The organism is Pseudomonas sp. Ag1, assembly GCF_000278565.1.
Classification (GTDB): domain Bacteria; phylum Pseudomonadota; class Gammaproteobacteria; order Pseudomonadales; family Pseudomonadaceae; genus Aquipseudomonas.
Genome location: NZ_AKVH01000091.1, coordinates 1 through 15,723, shown reverse-complemented (window position 1 = coordinate 15,723; position 15,723 = coordinate 1). Strand labels below are relative to the sequence as shown.

Sequence of the window (15,723 nt, the reverse complement as noted above, 5' to 3'; positions counted from 1 at the left end):
AGTCTGCGTTTTCCAACAGAGGTGAGCCATGAGCACAGACAACGACCCGCAAACCAGCAACCGTAACGATCCCGCCATCGACCGCGGCGAACCGGCCCCCGGCACCGCGGCCGACGCGCCAAAAGACCCCAAGCCTGCCAGCGACCCCAAGGCCAAGGAAAACGACTACAGTCCAGACTTCAAGCCCGAGCGCGAGCCCAAGCCTGAAACCGATGCCGATATCGATACCCAAGGCGGTTAGAGGAGACGGTGATGTCAGTTGAAATAGACGAAGACGATGAACTCAATGACCCGGGCAATGAAGACCCGGGTTCATTGATGGATGATGCCGAAGTACCGCTTAACGACCTGGATGATGCCGCTGACGTCGGCAACACTGAAAACCAGGAGTAGACGTCATTGTTGTGCCTGGGCACGTCGTTCATACCACGCCAGCATCGGCTGCGTGCTGAGACCATGAACGACGATGCTCAGGGCAATGACTGACAGCGTCAGGTTCACCGCGACCGCACTGCTGGTGCCCACCAGCCCGTGGTTGATGGCATAGAACAGGTAGTAGATGCTGCCGATCCCGCGAATCCCGAACCAGCCCACCAGCCCGCGCTGATGGCGATTCAGCAAGCTGCCCCAGGGTATCGACAGCACGCTGAGGGGGCGAATCACGCAAAACAGCGCCGCCCCCACCGCAAGCGCCCGCCAGTCCCAATGGCTGACCAGCACCACGCCCAGCAAGGTCACCAGGAACACTTCCATCGAACGCTCTACCAGCCCACCAAAGGCGAGCATGTCGCCCATCATCACCCCGGCGGCGATTTGCGTGTCCTGCAGTTGCCCGACATCGCCATGCAACGCATGCTCCGGCTCAACTTCCATGTGGCCAACCACCGGCTGTGCCAGATGTTCCGCCGGGGTTTGTGAGTTGCCTGTGGACTTGAACTCGGCCTGGCGCAGCCCGAGGCCGGCGGCAAATACCGACAGGAAGCCGTAGCCGCCGATGGCTTCGGCCACCACATAGGCGAGGGCGATCAAGGCCAGCGTCAGGTAGTCATTCGGTGACAGGGTGCTGTCGGCATTGGTGATACGCATCTTCAGGGTGACGCGACCGATGCCACGCCCCATCCAGTAGCCCACGAGCAACCCGGCAGGCACGGCCCAGAGCAGGTTTTTCAGCACCCAGCCGCCCAGCCAGTCACCGTCGAACCCGCCGTGCTGCATGAAAATCAGCGCAAAGATCACGAACGGGAAGGCCGTGCCGTCGTTCAAGCCTGCCTCACCGGAAAGACCGAAGCGCAGCGCGTCATAATCCTGCGCGTTATTGACCTGCACCAGGCCCGCGAGCACCGGGTCGGTGGGCGCAAGAATCGCCCCCACCAGCAGTGAAACCCCCCACGACAACCCCAGCAGCCAATGCAGCACCAGGCACGTCCCGAGGATGGTCAAGAGCATCACCGGCCCGGCCATGCCAAACGCAATGCGCCAGGTTCGGTGCTTGAGGGGCAGGCGCAGTTTCAGCCCGCTGACGAACAGCGAAAACAGCACCGCGACTTCCGTCAGGTGTTCCATCCAACTGGCCGAGGCCTTGATGTCCAGATGCAGCAGGTCCATGCCCAGCGGGCCGATACCCACGCCGAGCAACAGGCACACCGCCGAGGTGGTGACCGGCATCCAGCGCAGGTAGGAGGAGGTGAGGGCGAGGGTGAGCAACACCGCGCCCAGTACGGCCATCCATAGGATGAAGGTCATTGAATAGTCCCGGGCATGGTCTGTGTGAACGTTTGAGGTTTGCCGGGAGAGAGAGGTTCAAAAAACGCGCATTGCCTGCTCGGGCAATGCGCGGTTTGTCAGGTCGCCAGGCGTGTTACGTTGGCATTGAGGGTGCTGTTTGGGGTGAAGGAGAAGGTGAACCCCGAGTCGAGAAACTTTTGCAGCCCGTCATTATCAAGACTGAATACCGTTGCACCGACCGATTGATCAAGAGTGCCAGTGGCATCGAACATGGCTTTGTCCAGGCCGGCTTGGTTGGTGTTGTAGATATAGAGCTTTCCATCACTGCTCTTTTGAATATAGGCGGTGTGTACGATATTGCCGTCTGCTCTATTGCTCATGAAATTGATAACGCCTGATTCGGTAATGTCCGCGGGCCTGAATACGGCGCTGCTATTCTCGGCAGTAATACCCATCAGATCCTTGTAGCGTTGCGTGTAATTGGAATCCCCGCTCCTGACCACACTGCCCAGCACGGCCTCGCGAGTTTTCAACGGGAGTGCATTGTCTGCCATACCGACGAACATGGTTTTTTCGTAGCAGATTGTCCCGGTGTATCCCGTTTTGGCATGGAGCTTCTCCAGTTTGTCGCGAAGCGCTTCTACCGGCACGGCGTCAGCTTTGAAATTTTCCAGCGGCTCGCCAAAGGGCTTTCTGGTTTTCACATTCAAGGCGTGCCAATTACCGGTGGCGTCATCAAACTTCGCAAACACCTTGGCTTCTTCGGTCGCATTGGCCGCCTTGTAAGTGCCTTCGGCAATGCCGGGCTTTTTCGCCAGTGACGTCAGGTCGACACTGCGCAAGGCGCCACGCAGATGATTGACGCCGTTACGTCCAGCGGCAAGCGTGGTGCGCCCCAGCTTCAATGCACTCCGGGCCAGATCATCTGCCCCGCTCAACGGATTGAAACTCCCCAGCGCCGCGCGCCCGACAATCTTCGCGCCCTGGGCGAACTTGCTGAAAGCCGATGCGCCGGCGGCCACGGCCTTGGCCCCCCTGGCTGCCGCACCGAGGCCCACGGCAAACCCAAATATATCCAGGGCCAGGTCGCCGACACCTTCGCCGATGTTGCCGTTTTGAAAGTTGACGATTGCCGACCTCAAGGGGATCAGGTTGAGGAGGAATTCATTGACTTTCTTGTAAAAGGGAATCTCGGTATCAAGCGTGGTGAGCCCCTCGGCCTCTTTTTTGAATGACCGAATATCAACATCCTTCACCATGGCATCGGCAATATAAGACGTTCGGGCACTGCCAAAGCTCTTGGGGTTGGCGGCCTGGATTTTTTCATCCGTCAACCCGGGTGCGTACTCGCCCGAAGGTATGACTTCTTCCAGGTCTTTATGGTAATGGGTGTGATTGGAAGGCTGTTTGCCTGCCGTGAAGTCACCCAGGTCCGTACGCTCGGTAATCTTTGCGGTCCTGAGATTGATTTCGTAGATGTGCACCTGGTTGTTGCGCCTGGTTTTCACCAGCAGGCAATTGTCGTCGGGCACCCGCTTGCGGGTTTCCTTGCCAAAGTTGTCCTTATCGACGTCGACTTCCCTGACCACTGTGATTTCGCCGTATTCCAGGTTTTTACGGTCTTCTTCAGGGAGCCGCGAAACCATCCACTTGACCTGGGTCGCGACGCTTTTTTCGATGCCGTCGGCGTATTCCCCGAACGCGTCCTGGAACACGTTCGGCATACTTGGCAGGTCTTTGGTTTTTTCCAGCACCTCGCTGAGGTTCAACGTACTGGATGAGGTCACCCAATGATTGTCAGCGGGGGGCGGGGGCCCAATTCCAAGTACCCCTACGGCCGGTGGTTCTTCGACGCCAGGTCGATGGTGAAGCGCGTCCTTCATATACAAGTCGAGGATCGAATAAGGCCCCGGGAAATCGCTATGGGCGGGTTCCAGCGTGATGCTCTTGTCTTCCAGGGTTGCCGTATCCATGCCCGGCAGGGCTTTGCGCAATTGCTCCAGGGCCATTTCCTTGCGTAATGGCATCGGCATGCTCTGTGTTTGACTGGCCGCGCTCAGCTCGGTGATCTGCGCATCGAATGCATCGCGTACATCATTCATTTGGCCTTCGGTTACCGGATACGGCATACCGTTCGCGCTTCCCCAATCCTTGAGCGCCTCTTGCTGGGCGGCATATTCGACATAACGCTCCTGGGCGGAGACCGGCGCCACCTCAGCGTGGAGCATGACCTGCCCATAGGACATCCCTGCGGTTGAACCCGGAGACTGCGCTTCGATGCGTTCTACCGCGGTGACAAAACTGACCCAACTATGTGAACCCGGGGTGACCTGGTCCGGGATGTCTTTAACCAGGAACTCCGGAGCGCGGGTGGAGAGCAGCAGATGCGCTTGTAGCGCCGCTGCCTCGGGTGACGATGCCTTGCCGGTGCTGACAAGATGTTCGGCCAACCGGCTGACGATACCGGATGCGGGTTTGCCCCAGGTACTGTTCCCGGTCACGGCAAAACCGGCGATGTGATGCCTGGACCTGGGGTCTGTCGCGCGGAACGAGTTGTCTTTGTCCACACTCATGGCCGCCAACAGCCAATCAGTGGCACTGCCTTTGATGGACTGCGCGTCAAATTTTGCCTGGAGGGCCTCGCCCAACGCCTTGCCCTTGGGGGAGCGGATCAGCGAGTCGAGCACCCGCTGCGGGTCAGCCAGCTCGGAAGGCGTGAACGACTTGCCCTGCATGAGGTATTCCACTACGTTCCTGGCGCCGTTCAAATCAACGTCGCCGATCTTGCCGCGGCGCAGGTCGGACCGCAGCTGATTCGCCGCCTCGGGCGCAAGCGGGGGCTGCCATTCCAGCGCACCGCCATAATTGCCATGGAGCGGCGTCTGGAGTTCAGGCCTGAGCAGATAATTCGTCAGGTTCTCCACCTCCTCGGGCGTGGTTGGCACGTCCCAGCCATTGATCTCAAGGAATTCCTTGAGGCTAATGGTGCTCCCTGAGTCGGTGCTCCCGACCTGGCGGTAAGCGCTGTCGGGGTGAAGCTCGACTTTATTCTTTTGCAGGTAGTCGAGAACGTCACCGCTCCCAATGCTGCCCGATCGAATCCGCTCAAGCAGGTAATTGAGTTCACGCCCCACGGTGTTCAGCGTCTGGGTATTGCCCACCAGGGCTTTCTGGCGCTCAACCTCATCCTCACCACGGGTTTCGTGCAGGTCCGCAAAACGCGGGCCGCTCACGCCGGTAAAAGCTTTGTCGCGCGCCAACTCATCTGCACGCTCGTGGGCATGATCCGGCAGGATATGTTCTTGCTCTTTGTAGAATTGGCTCACCAACCACAGGGGGGCACTGTTGCTGTTTTGGGAGAGCGGCGGTTTGAAGGGGATCGGGTTACCGTCGCCGATAACGCGTGCGGCGTCCCTGACCTGTGCGCCCACCTGCGCCCAGCCTTTTTCATCGGGGCCGTTGGGTTGCGCGGCGGCGGAGGGCCTGCGCTGGTAGGTGATCTTCCCGGTATTGGGGTCAATCATCACTGAATTGGGGTTTATCCCGTTTTCCCTCATCCAGTCACGGACTTGCGGGGACTCCATGGCACGCCCCAACTGCGACCACCACTGCCCGAACGTTGAGTTCGGCGGAATGTTCTCGACCATGATCGCGTCGTCATGGCCGTCGCCCTTGACCTGACGCAGCGCGCTGGCTACCTGGCCTGCCAGTTCACCGTCGGCATCGGCACGCGGGCTGGGGATCCTGGTCTTGGGGGAGCCTGGCGCGGCATTTTCCGGCGCTGCGGCCTGGAGCCGCGCCGGGGGAAGCGGCTTGTCAGGTGCATTCAAAGGAATGAAAGAAGCCGTAGCCTGAGTAGGAGCAATTGTCATAGGAGGGGATCCGGTAATTTATCGAGTACACCCAAGCAGCGCTTCGCTCCAGCGGGTGTAACTCTTCGTACCCGATGCCCCCTCAGCGATTCCATCCCACTGGCATGCAGATTGATACGGCGTCTTACGCGCCCATGCTAAGGGTGCGCCGCGGTCCTCAGCCGAATCATGTCGATCAGCTGGCGCAATCCCGGCTGCGACTGACGCCGGCTGGGGTAGTACATGCACAGCGGCGCGCCGATGCAGGCCCAGTCGGGCAGCACTTCCAACAGGCGCCCGTCGGCCAGTTCCGCCAGCACGCGATTCTCCAGGCAGTAGGCGATACCCACGCCTTGCAGGGCCGCATCAACGATGGTCTGGGTGTCGGCCGCGCTGAAGTGGCCGGGCACATCGAGCCGCTGTTGGCGTGCGCCATTGCCCAGTTCCCATTTGTAGGTGGTCTTGTCGCCCAGGTACATGCGTACACAGGAGTGCGTGAGCAAGTCCCTGGGCACTGCAGGTGTCCCTGCCTGTGCGAGGTAGGCCGGGGAGGCGACCATGATCCAGCGCAGCTCGCCGGTCAGCGGCACGGCCACCATGTCCTGGGGCACCGTGGCGCCATAGCGGATTCCTGCGTCGTAGCCCTCTGCGACGATGTCGAGCATGCGGTCCTCGATCATCACGTCCAGGCGCAGTTGCGGGTAGGTGCGGGTGAACTCGCCGAGCACCGGCGAAATCAGCAGCACCGCGGCATCCCGGGGTACGTTCAGGCGCAGGCGGCCAATCGGCGCCTCGCGGTACAGTTCGAGGGTGTCGAGGCCGTCCTGGATCGTCGCAAAGCCGGCACTGAGTTTTTCCGCCAGTACCACGCCGGCATCGGTAGGCTCTACGGCGCGGCTGGTGCGATACAGCAACTTGACCCCCAGGCGCGTTTCCAGGTTGCGCATGGTGTGGCTCAGGGCCGAGGTGGTGACGCCAAGTTCATTGGCGGCATGCCGGAAACTGCGGCGACGGATGATCGCCATGAAGACATTCAGGTCGGCCAACTCGGAGCGGTTGAACGCAGCCATATCAAGCACCTTTTATGGGGTTTGGGTTGCACGCGGCGTTGAGCCCGATTCAACCACGGATGATCTAGAGTAATCGTTTTTTTACTGATTGTTTCTGGCGGAGGCTTTTTCATGAGTATCGAAACCATCAAGATCCCGGGCATCGACAAGGCCGTCTCGCGGATTGCCCTGGGCACCTGGTCCATGGGTGGCTCGATGTGGGGCGGCGCCGATAATGAGGTCTCGGTCAAGACCATTCGCCATGCGCTGGCCAGCGGCATCAACTTTATCGACAGTGCGCCGGTCTACGGCCTTGGGCTGTCGGAAGAACTGATCGGCCGGGCCCTGCGCGGCGTACGCCACACGGCGGTGATCGCCACCAAGGCCGGGTTGCAATGGGACGACGGCACGGTGCGCCGCAATGCCACGGCCCGACGTATCCGCAAGGAAATCGAAGACTCACTGCTGCGCCTCGAAACCGACTACATCGACCTCTACCAGATTCACTGGCCCGACCCGTTGGTAGCCCAGGAGGAAACCGCCGGCGAGCTGGAAAAACTGCGCCGTGAAGGCAAGATCCTTGCCGTGGGGGTGAGCAATTATTCGCCTGCGCAAATGGACGATTTCCGCCAGTACACGCACCTGGACACCGTGCAGCCGCCCTACAACCTGTTTGAGCGGGCGATCGACAGCGATATCCTGCCGTACGCCAAGCAAAATTCACTGGTGGTTTTGGCTTACGGTTCGCTGTGTCGGGGTTTGTTGAGCGGCAGCATGCACGCGGCCACGGGTTTTACCGGGGATGACGTGCGCAAGCTAGACCCGAAATTCAAGGCGCCACGCTTTGAGCAGTACCTGGCGGCGGTCGCGGCATTGGACGTGTACGCTCGCGAATGCCACGGCAAGTCTGTGCTGGCCCTGGCGTTGCGCTGGGTGCTGGACCAGGGCCCCACGGTTGCACTGTGGGGCGCCCGCCGGCCGGAGCAGCTCAAAGGCGTTGAAGATGCGTTCGGCTGGCAGCTCACGGCCGACGACCTGCAACATATCGACCGTATTCTGGCCAGCACGATAAAAGACCCGGTAGGGCCGGAGTTCATGGCCCCGGCCCAGCGTTAACCTTTGCGACAGGGATGTCTTGCAGCTGCAAAACAACAAAAGACATTCCTTTGGCGTTGAGGTTTTTGGCATGAAGCGCGGTCCCTTGTTCAAGATCATGGGTGGTTTGCTGTGTGTGGTGGCGGTGGCAGCCGCCTGGAAATGGCGCGGCAATCCCGATGTGCTGTGGCAGATCGTGAGCCGTCAATGCGTGCCCGACCAGAACCAGCACCAGAATCCGCGCCCCTGCCTCGAGGTTGATCCGGACAAGGGGTTCGCGCTGCTCAAGGACCTCAACGGCCCGTACCAGGACTTACTGATCCCCACCGATAAAGTCACCGGAATCGAAGACGTCGCGCTGGCCCGGGACTTGTTGCCGCATTACTTTGCCCAGGCCTGGAAACACCACGATGTACTCTCGGCCGGCCTGCAAACACCGATTGCCGACCGTTATGTATCCCTGGCGATCAACTCGCGGTATGGCCGCACGCAAAACCAGTTGCACATTCATATCGCCTGCCTGCGCCCCGACATTTTCAACACCCTCAATGAACGCGCGGCAACCCTCGACGAGCACTGGCAAATCCTGCCGGTAAAACTGCAGGGGCATACCTACAGTGCCCGTACGTTGTCGGCGGTGGAATTCGACCTGCGCGACCCATTGGCCATCCTGAATGACTACGTGCAGGCCCAGGGCGACGCCATGGCCAGTTACAGCTTGCTGTTGGCACCGGCGGCGAACGGCAACTTCGTACTGTTGACCACGCGGTTGACGCTCAAGGAATGGAACCTGGCCTCCGCCGAAGAACTGCAGGACCGCCAGTGCAACCTGATGGACAAACCACCACAACGACCTGTTTTAGCTGTTAACGACATCCGGTGAAGTTTGCCGTTGAACGAGTGTTCAGTTTCAATTATGTTGGCTGCACCCCCTGCCTGGTAACAGGCGGGCTTGCGCTTTTTCTGATTGAACGAGAGGCACTGGCATGCGGTTTTCACCTTTTGTCGAGCGAATTGCAGGGCAGGGCGTAGCCGCCTGGGACATCCACCACGCCGCCTTCCAGGCCAGCAGCAAAGGCGAAGACATCATCATCCTGAGTGTGGGCGATCCGGATTTCGCCACACCCTCGTTCATCACCGACGCCGCCGTCGAGGCCCTGCGCCAGGGCGACACCCACTACACCGAAATCCCCGGCCGCCCGGCACTGCGCGATGCCATCGCCGCACGCTACAGCCAGTCCCTGGCTCGCCCGCTCGACGCTGAAAACGTCATCACCGTGGCCGGTGCGCAGAACGCTTTGTTCGTCACCTCGCTGTGCCTGTTGCAGGCCGGTGATGAAGTGATCGTGCTCGACCCGATGTACGTCACCTACGAAGCGACCCTCAAGGCCAGCGGCGCAACGCTGGTGCGGGTGCCGTGTTCCGCCGACTCGGGCTTTCGCCTCGACCCGGCACTGCTGGCTGCCGCCATTACGCCTCGCACCCGGGCGATCTTCTTCTCCAACCCCAACAATCCCACCGGCGTTGTCCTCAACCCTCAGGAATTGCAGGTGATCGCCGACCTGGCGATCGAGCATGAACTGTGGGTAGTGGTGGACGAGGTCTACGAAAGCCTGGTGTTCGATGGCGACTACCATAGCCTGGCCGCGTTGCCGGGCATGGCCGATCGCTGCATCGTGATCGGCAGCCTGTCCAAGTCCCATGCCATGACCGGCTGGCGCATCGGCTGGATCGTCGCCGCGCCTGCGATGGTGGCCCACGCGGAAACCCTGGTATTGAGCATGCTTTACGGCTTGCCGGGGTTCGTGATGGAAGCCGCGACCGCCGCCGTGCTGGCCCACGATGAAGTCACCCAGGGCATGCGCGAAACCTACCGCCGCCGCCGCGACCTGGTGGTAGCAGGCCTCGGCGGTTGCCCGGGCATTCACGTGCGGGCCCCGCAGGCAGGCATGTTCGTGTTGGTGGATGTGCGGGATACCGGCCTCGGCTCCCTGGATTTCGCCTGGCGGCTGTTCCGCGAAGCCGGGGTTTCCGTGCTGGATGCCGCGGCCTTCGGCGAACCGGCCCAGGGTTTTGTGCGGCTGTCGTTTACTCTGGGTGAAGCGCGACTGGCCGAAGCCTGTGAACGTATCAGCCGCTTCGTCGCCAAGCTCGCCGGAGAACCGCGAATCGAGCCTGCGGCGAAAATCATCAGCGTACAGCCGGTGGCTGCGAAGAAGATGATCGAGGTGCTCGACCTGCATAAACGCTTTGGCAATATCGAGGTGCTCAAGGGCATCTCCCTGACCGCCCACGAAGGCGAGGTGATCTCGCTGATCGGCGCCAGCGGCTCGGGCAAAAGTACCTTGCTGCGCTGCATCAACATGCTCGAAGTGCCGGACCAGGGCAGCATCCACGTCGACGGTGAAAGCATCAAGCTCAACTACGGCCGGCCCGGCGCACCGCTGGTGGCCGACGCCAGGCAACTGGTGCGGATTCGCTCGACACTCGGCATGGTGTTCCAGAACTTCAACCTGTGGCCCCATCGCACTGTGCTGGAGAACCTGATCGAAGCGCCGACCCAGGTGCTGCGCGAAAGCCGGGCCGAAGCCATCGAGCGCGCCGAAGCCTTGCTCGACCGGGTTGGCCTGGCCGCCAAGCGCAATGAATACCCGGCGTTCCTCTCCGGCGGCCAGCAGCAGCGGGTGGCCATCGCCCGAGCCCTGGCCATGCGCCCCAAAGTCATGCTGTTCGACGAACCCACCTCGGCCCTCGACCCGGAGCTGGTGGGCGAAGTCCTGCGGGTGATTCGCTCCCTGGCCGAAGAAGGCCGCACCATGATCCTGGTGACCCATGAAATGGCGTTCGCCCGGGATGTGTCATCCAAAGTCGCGTTTTTGCATCAAGGCTTGATCGAGGAAACCGGCTCGCCGGACTCGGTGTTTATCGACCCACGCAGTGAACGTTGCCGGCAGTTCGTCAACGCGCATCAAACTCGCTAACTCCAAAAAAAGACGGGGCAAGATCATGAAATCCAAACGATTGGCAAAGTGGTTGAGCAGTGCTGTGTTGATGCTGGCGGCAGGTACTGCGTTGGCGGCGGAGAAACCCATTGTGTTCGCGGTGGCGGCAGAACCCTACCCACCGTTCACGGTGAAGGGCGGCAATGGTGAGTGGACGGGCTTTGAAGTCGATCTGATCCATAAGCTCTGCGGCTTGATGAAGGCTGAGTGCCAGATCAAGGAAGTGGCCTGGGACGGGATTATTCCGTCACTGCTGGCGAAGAAAATCGACGTGATTTTCTCCTCGATGTCGGTCACCGAAGAGCGCGAAAAACAGATCGCCTTCAGCCGCGCCTACTACGATTCGCTGCTGGGCATTGCCGGCCCCAAGGGCACCACGGTCGAAGTCTCGCCGGAAGGGCTGAAGGGCAAGATCATCGGCGTGCAGATCTCTACGGTCAGCGCCAACTACCTGAAGAAGTACTACGAGAATATTGCTGACCTGAAGTACTACGACACCCAGGAATCGGCCAACGCCGACCTGATTGCCGGGCGCACCGACCTGATGATGGCCGACGGCGTCGCCATCGCCATGATGGTCAAGACCCCTGAGGCCCAGGGCCTGGCCGAAATCGCCGAAGTGCCTTACGACCCGATCATCGGCCGCGGCGTGGGGGCCGGTCTGCGCAAGGAAGACACTGAACTCAAGGCTCGGCTCGACAAGGCCATCGGCGAGTTGCTGGTGAGCAAGGACTACGCCGACCTGTCCCAGAGCGTGTTTGGGGTATCGGTGAGCCCGTGCAAACGCGCCGATACGCCTGCCTATGTGAGCAAAGTCTGCGACAGCCCCTACACAAACTAACCCGGTAGAAAGGGTGTGCTTGTGGCGAGGGAGCAAGCTCCCTCGCCACAGCAAGCTCCCTCGTCACAGGGTCACCGCGTGTCATCGAAATAGGGAGCCGCGATGTTCGATCTACTCAGCTTCAGCGAACAAGGTTGGGGCAACGCATTGCTCAAGGGGTTATGGATGACCCTGCAGATCTCCGCCGGCTCGTTTGCGGTGGGGCTGCTGATCGGCCTGGTGGTGGCCTGCGCCAAGCTCAGTGCACCGCGCCCGATAGCCATGCTGATGCGCGGCTACACCACGGTGTTTCGCGCGGTGCCCGAGTTGCTGCTGATCCTGCTGCTGTATTACGCAGGCTCGATGGGCCTCAACGCATTGATGCTGTGGCTGGGGTTTGCGCAGTTCAACATCAGCGGCCCGCTGGTAGCGGTCCTGGTACTGGGGCTGGTGCAAGGCGCGTACGCCTCGGAGATTTTCCGCGCGGCGATCCTAGCGATTCCCCATGGCCAGATCGAAGCGGCGCGGGCGTTTGGCTTGAGCGGCTTTGGCCTGTTCCGTCGGGTGACCCTGCCGATCATGGCGCCATACGCCCTGGCGGGGATGTCCAACCTGTGGATCAACCTGATCAAGGACAGCGCGCTGATCAGCGTAGTGGGCACCAACGAACTGCTGTACACCGCCAAACAGGCGGCGGGCTCGACCCGGCATTACCTGTTGTTCTACCTCACGGCCGCCGCCTTGTATTACCTGGTGACACTGGCCTCCAACTACCTGTCCGGGCGCCTGGAGCGACGTATTCGTCGCTGGATGCCGGTTGTCGAGTGAGCCGCACATGCCTGAGTGGATAAGTTATTACGCAGGACTGATCGCCAAGGGCTTGCAGACGACGCTGTCGCTGCTGGTGATCTCGGCAGTGCTCGGCTTCGCCCTGGCGGTGCTGGTAGCGCTGGCGCGGCTGTCCCGGCGCAAGTGGCTGGCCCGTTGCGCACTGGGCTACACCAGTGTGCTGCGGGGCACGCCGTTGCTGATCCAGATCTACATCTTCTATTACGGCCTGGGCAGCCTGTTTGCCCAGTTCCCGATGATTCGCGGGAGTTTCCTCTGGCCGTTCCTGCGGGACGGTTACTGGTACATCGTGTTCGCCCTGGTGTTGTCGGTGGGCGCGTACGTCGGTGAAGTGATTCGCGGCGGGCTGCTGGCCGTGCCCAAGGGTGAAATGGAAGCCGCCTCGGCGTTCGGCATGACGCCACGCCAGGCACTGTTGCGGGTGCGCCTGCCACGGGCCATGCGCCTGCTGCTGCCGACCCTGGCGGGGGAGACGGTGATGCTGCTCAAGTCCACGGCGCTGGCCTCGACCATTGCCGTGGTCGACCTGCTTGGCGCCGCCAACGTGGTACGCGCCCAGACCTTGCAGATCTACCAGCCGCTGCTGCTGGTGGCCGGGGTCTACCTGTGCCTGACCTTTTTGATTGAAGCCCTGTACGCGATTGCCGAGCGACGCGGCACACCGTCGCGCAGGTCTGCCGGATGAAAACCGATCGCTCGTTGCAAGGGATTGCCTTGTGCTCGCTGGCCTATGCGTTCCTGGCGTTGCAGGACGCCGGGATCAAATGGCTGGTGGCCGACTACTCAGTGTTCACCATCCTGTTCTGGCGCAGCCTGGTGGTGGTCGCCGCGTGCGTGATCGCCGGGCGAATGGGTTTGCTCAAGCGTGCCTGGCACTCGGTCAGCCGCAAGCTGTTGATCATCCGCGGCCTGCTGTCGCTGCTGGCCTGGCTGCTGTACTACACCGCCGCCAGAGACCTGACCCTGGCGGAAATGACCACGCTGTATTTTTCCGCACCGATCATGGTCACGTTGCTCGCGGCATTGATCCTCAAGGAGCGCGCCAGTCGCGGCCAGTGGATTTCGCTGATCATCGGCTTTGTCGGCGTGGTGATCGCTTGTCGCCCCAGCAACATGCTCGATCCGTTGCCAATCGCCCTGACATTGGCGGCAGCACTGTGCTGGGCGTTTACCTATATCCAGTTGCGCCAGGTGGACGACAACACCTCGGTGCTGGAGCAGATGCTGATCACCAATGTGGTGTTTGTGATCTGCATGGCGCTGACGCTGCCCTGGACCCACACGCCATCGCCGACCCCGGCATGGCTGGGCATGCTCGGCGCGGGGCTGGTGGGCGGGATTGGCCAGTTCCTGCTGTTTGCGAGCTTCCGCCGGGCCACGGCGACGCTGCTGGCGCCGTTTGAATACACCGGTTTGATCTGGGCGTTCCTGCTGTCGAGCCTGGTCTGGGGCACGGTGATGGACGTGTCGCTGATTTTCGGCGCCGTGCTGATCGCCATCAGCGGCACCCTGGCCATGCTCAGCGCCCGGCACCCCGTGTCACAGGATGTGGTCGGCGCCGAATGCTCCGTGACGCAGCCCCTGTATCCAGCAACGGCAGATGTGCAGCCCGTTGGCGGGGCTGAAGGTGCCGGGGTTGAGGCACCACTCGAGCCAGAGTCCGTCGAGCATCGCCGATAAGCCGATGGCGGCCAGGCGCGTGTCGTGGATCACGAAGCCTTCGCTCTCGGCCAGGTCGTCGAGCAACTGGCGGATCAGGTCGAGGTAGGCGCGGTAGCTTTTTTCATGGGAGTCATTCACGTGGTTCGAGTGGCGGATCAGGCTCCAGAACACCACCCAGACGCCCAACAGTTTCGGGTCCATGACCCGCGAGGAAAACGAGCCGGCGAGGAATGCATCGAGCCGCGCGGCAGGGCCCACGGCCTGGTCGACTTCCTGCCACAGGGCGGTGGTCAGTTCGCTGGCGAGTTTGTGGTAGGTCTCGGCGATCAGTGCATCGATGCTGCCGAAATGGTGATTGAGCAACCCCACCGAAACCCCGGCTTCAGCGGCGATGCGCCGCACGGAAATGCCGGCATGCCCGTCACGGGCGAGGCTGGTGAGGGTGGCGGCAATCAACAGGTCGCGACGGTCTTCGGCCACAGGCGCACCCTCGGTGAAGATACATGGTTGAACGTGTGTTCAATATATACCTGCAGAACCAACAAGAGGAGGGCAACGGCATGGCAAAAGACCTTTCGTGGCAAGTCCCCGGGGATTCCGGGAACACCCTGCACATTGGCGCCTGGCGCTTCGAGGGTGACGGCAGCGGGCCTCGGGTGCACCTGCAGGCCGGTGTGCATGCCGATGAAATCGCCGGAATGCTGGTGTTGCATCAACTGCTGCCGCGTTTGCAGGCCTGCCAGGATCAGGGGCCGCTCAAGGGCACGGTGACGGTGGTGCCCCAGGCCAACCCGTTTGGCATTGGCCAGTTTCGCCAGGGGCGGTTGTTGGGGCGGTTTCACGAAGCCACCGGGCAGAATTTCAACCGGGCGTTTGATCATTCATTGGCCATGGAGCGGCCGGCCAGCAACCTGGCGCAATGGCAGAAAAGCCTGGTGCAACTGGCCGCCGATGCTGACCTGGTGCTGGACCTGCACACCGATGATGAAGCCCTGCCATATCTCTACATCCACCGCAGCTTTTGGCCCGCGGGCCGGGCGCTTGCGGCGGCGTTGCAGGTGGATGTGGTGATTGTCTGGGACGAGGGTGGTGATGGGTCGTTTGAGGAGACCATCATTGATCATGGGCAGCCGCGGTTGGCGGCGACGATTGAATTGCGTGGGCAGGCGGATGTGAGTGATGCCCTGGCCGGGCAGGATGGTGATGGGATCTGGGCTTGGCTCTGCGCCAGCGGGGTGATTGATGAAGCGCCAGTGATTACGCAATGGCACGGGCAGGTGGTGGATATGGGCTGTATGGAGACCATCCTGGCGCCGTGTGCCGGGGTGTTGGTGTTTGAGAAAGGTTTGGGTGAACAGGTGGAAGAGGGTGAGCGGTTTGCGCGGATTATTCGGCGGCCTGGGGATCCGGCTTCTGAGGTTGTGCTGCATGCGGCGCAAACCGGGCGGATGGTGACGGGGCATCGGGAGCGGCTGGTTTCACAGGGTTCGGTGGTGGCCAAGTTTACCGGGACGCGGTTGTCTGAGGGGTACAGCGGGGGGGTGTTGGATCCTTAGGCGGGAGTACATATCCGTTTCTTCGGTTATGGCTGGTATTGGTTCCGCTCTTACAGCGGCTCACTTTTGAACAGCGCAAAAGTAAGCAAAACGCTCTTGGCCCACCACTCGGCT

General features: G+C 61.3%; 13 protein-coding genes and 1 pseudogene. 10 read left to right on the top strand and 4 right to left on the bottom strand.

The annotated features are described in order from the left end of the window. Nucleotides 1-28: 28 nt before the first annotated feature. Both A462_RS21235 and A462_RS34605 read left to right on the top strand, forming a co-directional pair. Nucleotides 29-241: a hypothetical protein gene (locus A462_RS21235; protein ID WP_003217072.1), complete on the top strand. Its 213-nt coding sequence runs from the start codon at nucleotides 29-31 to the stop codon at nucleotides 239-241. An 11-nt stretch (nucleotides 242-252) separates the two neighbouring features. Further along, a complete protein-coding gene (locus tag A462_RS34605) occupies nucleotides 253-393 on the top strand; it encodes a hypothetical protein (protein WP_003217070.1) in 141 nt (46 codons plus the stop codon). Between the two features lie 3 nt (nucleotides 394-396). Here A462_RS34605 and A462_RS21240 read toward each other — a convergent pair whose 3' ends face one another. From A462_RS21240 to A462_RS21250, 3 genes are all read right to left on the bottom strand, one after another. Beyond that, nucleotides 397-1,743 (bottom strand): cation:proton antiporter, encoded by a 1,347-nt coding sequence (locus tag A462_RS21240; RefSeq protein ID WP_008433750.1) that lies wholly within the window; start codon nucleotides 1,741-1,743, stop codon nucleotides 397-399. A 98-nt stretch (nucleotides 1,744-1,841) separates the two neighbouring features. Next, a complete protein-coding gene (locus A462_RS21245) occupies nucleotides 1,842-5,597 on the bottom strand; it encodes a hypothetical protein (protein ID WP_238544228.1) in 3,756 nt (1,251 codons plus the stop codon). Nucleotides 5,598-5,734: 137 nt separating this feature from the next. Further along, nucleotides 5,735-6,646: a LysR family transcriptional regulator gene (locus A462_RS21250; protein WP_008433746.1), complete on the bottom strand. Its 912-nt coding sequence runs from the start codon at nucleotides 6,644-6,646 to the stop codon at nucleotides 5,735-5,737. Nucleotides 6,647-6,757: 111 nt separating this feature from the next. On the opposite strand from A462_RS21250, the gene A462_RS21255 reads away from it, so the two are divergent. The 7 genes from A462_RS21255 to A462_RS34835 all read left to right on the top strand — a co-directional run bounded on the left by A462_RS21255 (nucleotide 6,758) and on the right by A462_RS34835 (nucleotide 14,071). Further along, the gene (locus tag A462_RS21255; RefSeq protein WP_003217060.1) at nucleotides 6,758-7,741 is read left to right on the top strand and encodes an aldo/keto reductase; all 984 of its coding nucleotides are present in this window, start codon (nucleotides 6,758-6,760) and stop codon (nucleotides 7,739-7,741) included. A gap of 70 nt (nucleotides 7,742-7,811) precedes the next feature. Next, the gene (locus A462_RS21260) at nucleotides 7,812-8,603 is read left to right on the top strand and encodes a CDP-diacylglycerol diphosphatase (protein ID WP_008433742.1); all 792 of its coding nucleotides are present in this window, start codon (nucleotides 7,812-7,814) and stop codon (nucleotides 8,601-8,603) included. A 103-nt stretch (nucleotides 8,604-8,706) separates the two neighbouring features. Then, nucleotides 8,707-10,701 (top strand): aminotransferase class I/II-fold pyridoxal phosphate-dependent enzyme, encoded by a 1,995-nt coding sequence (locus A462_RS35050; RefSeq protein WP_008433740.1) that lies wholly within the window; start codon nucleotides 8,707-8,709, stop codon nucleotides 10,699-10,701. Nucleotides 10,702-10,726: 25 nt separating this feature from the next. Continuing rightward, a complete protein-coding gene (locus A462_RS21270; protein WP_008433737.1) occupies nucleotides 10,727-11,563 on the top strand; it encodes a transporter substrate-binding domain-containing protein in 837 nt (278 codons plus the stop codon). A gap of 102 nt (nucleotides 11,564-11,665) precedes the next feature. Next, nucleotides 11,666-12,370, top strand: a complete 705-nt coding sequence (locus A462_RS21275; RefSeq protein WP_003217052.1) for an ABC transporter permease — start codon at nucleotides 11,666-11,668, stop codon at nucleotides 12,368-12,370. Nucleotides 12,371-12,377: 7 nt separating this feature from the next. Beyond that, nucleotides 12,378-13,076 (top strand): ABC transporter permease, encoded by a 699-nt coding sequence (locus tag A462_RS21280; RefSeq protein ID WP_008433734.1) that lies wholly within the window; start codon nucleotides 12,378-12,380, stop codon nucleotides 13,074-13,076. Further along, on the top strand, nucleotides 13,073-14,071 hold the full coding sequence (locus A462_RS34835; RefSeq protein WP_008433732.1) for a DMT family transporter: 999 nt from the start codon (nucleotides 13,073-13,075) through the stop codon (nucleotides 14,069-14,071). Before A462_RS21280 ends, A462_RS34835 begins: the two co-directional genes overlap by 4 nt. Here the strand turns inward: A462_RS34835 and A462_RS33250 are convergent. Beyond that, nucleotides 14,027-14,455 (bottom strand): annotated as a pseudogene (locus A462_RS33250) (TetR family transcriptional regulator C-terminal domain-containing protein); the annotation flags it as partial. The gene A462_RS34835 and the pseudogene A462_RS33250 overlap by 45 nt on opposite strands. Nucleotides 14,456-14,613: 158 nt before the next feature. Between A462_RS33250 and A462_RS21290 the strand changes: the two are divergent. Beyond that, nucleotides 14,614-15,609 (top strand): succinylglutamate desuccinylase/aspartoacylase domain-containing protein, encoded by a 996-nt coding sequence (locus A462_RS21290; protein WP_032899202.1) that lies wholly within the window; start codon nucleotides 14,614-14,616, stop codon nucleotides 15,607-15,609. The last annotated feature ends 114 nt before the right edge of the window (nucleotides 15,610-15,723 follow it).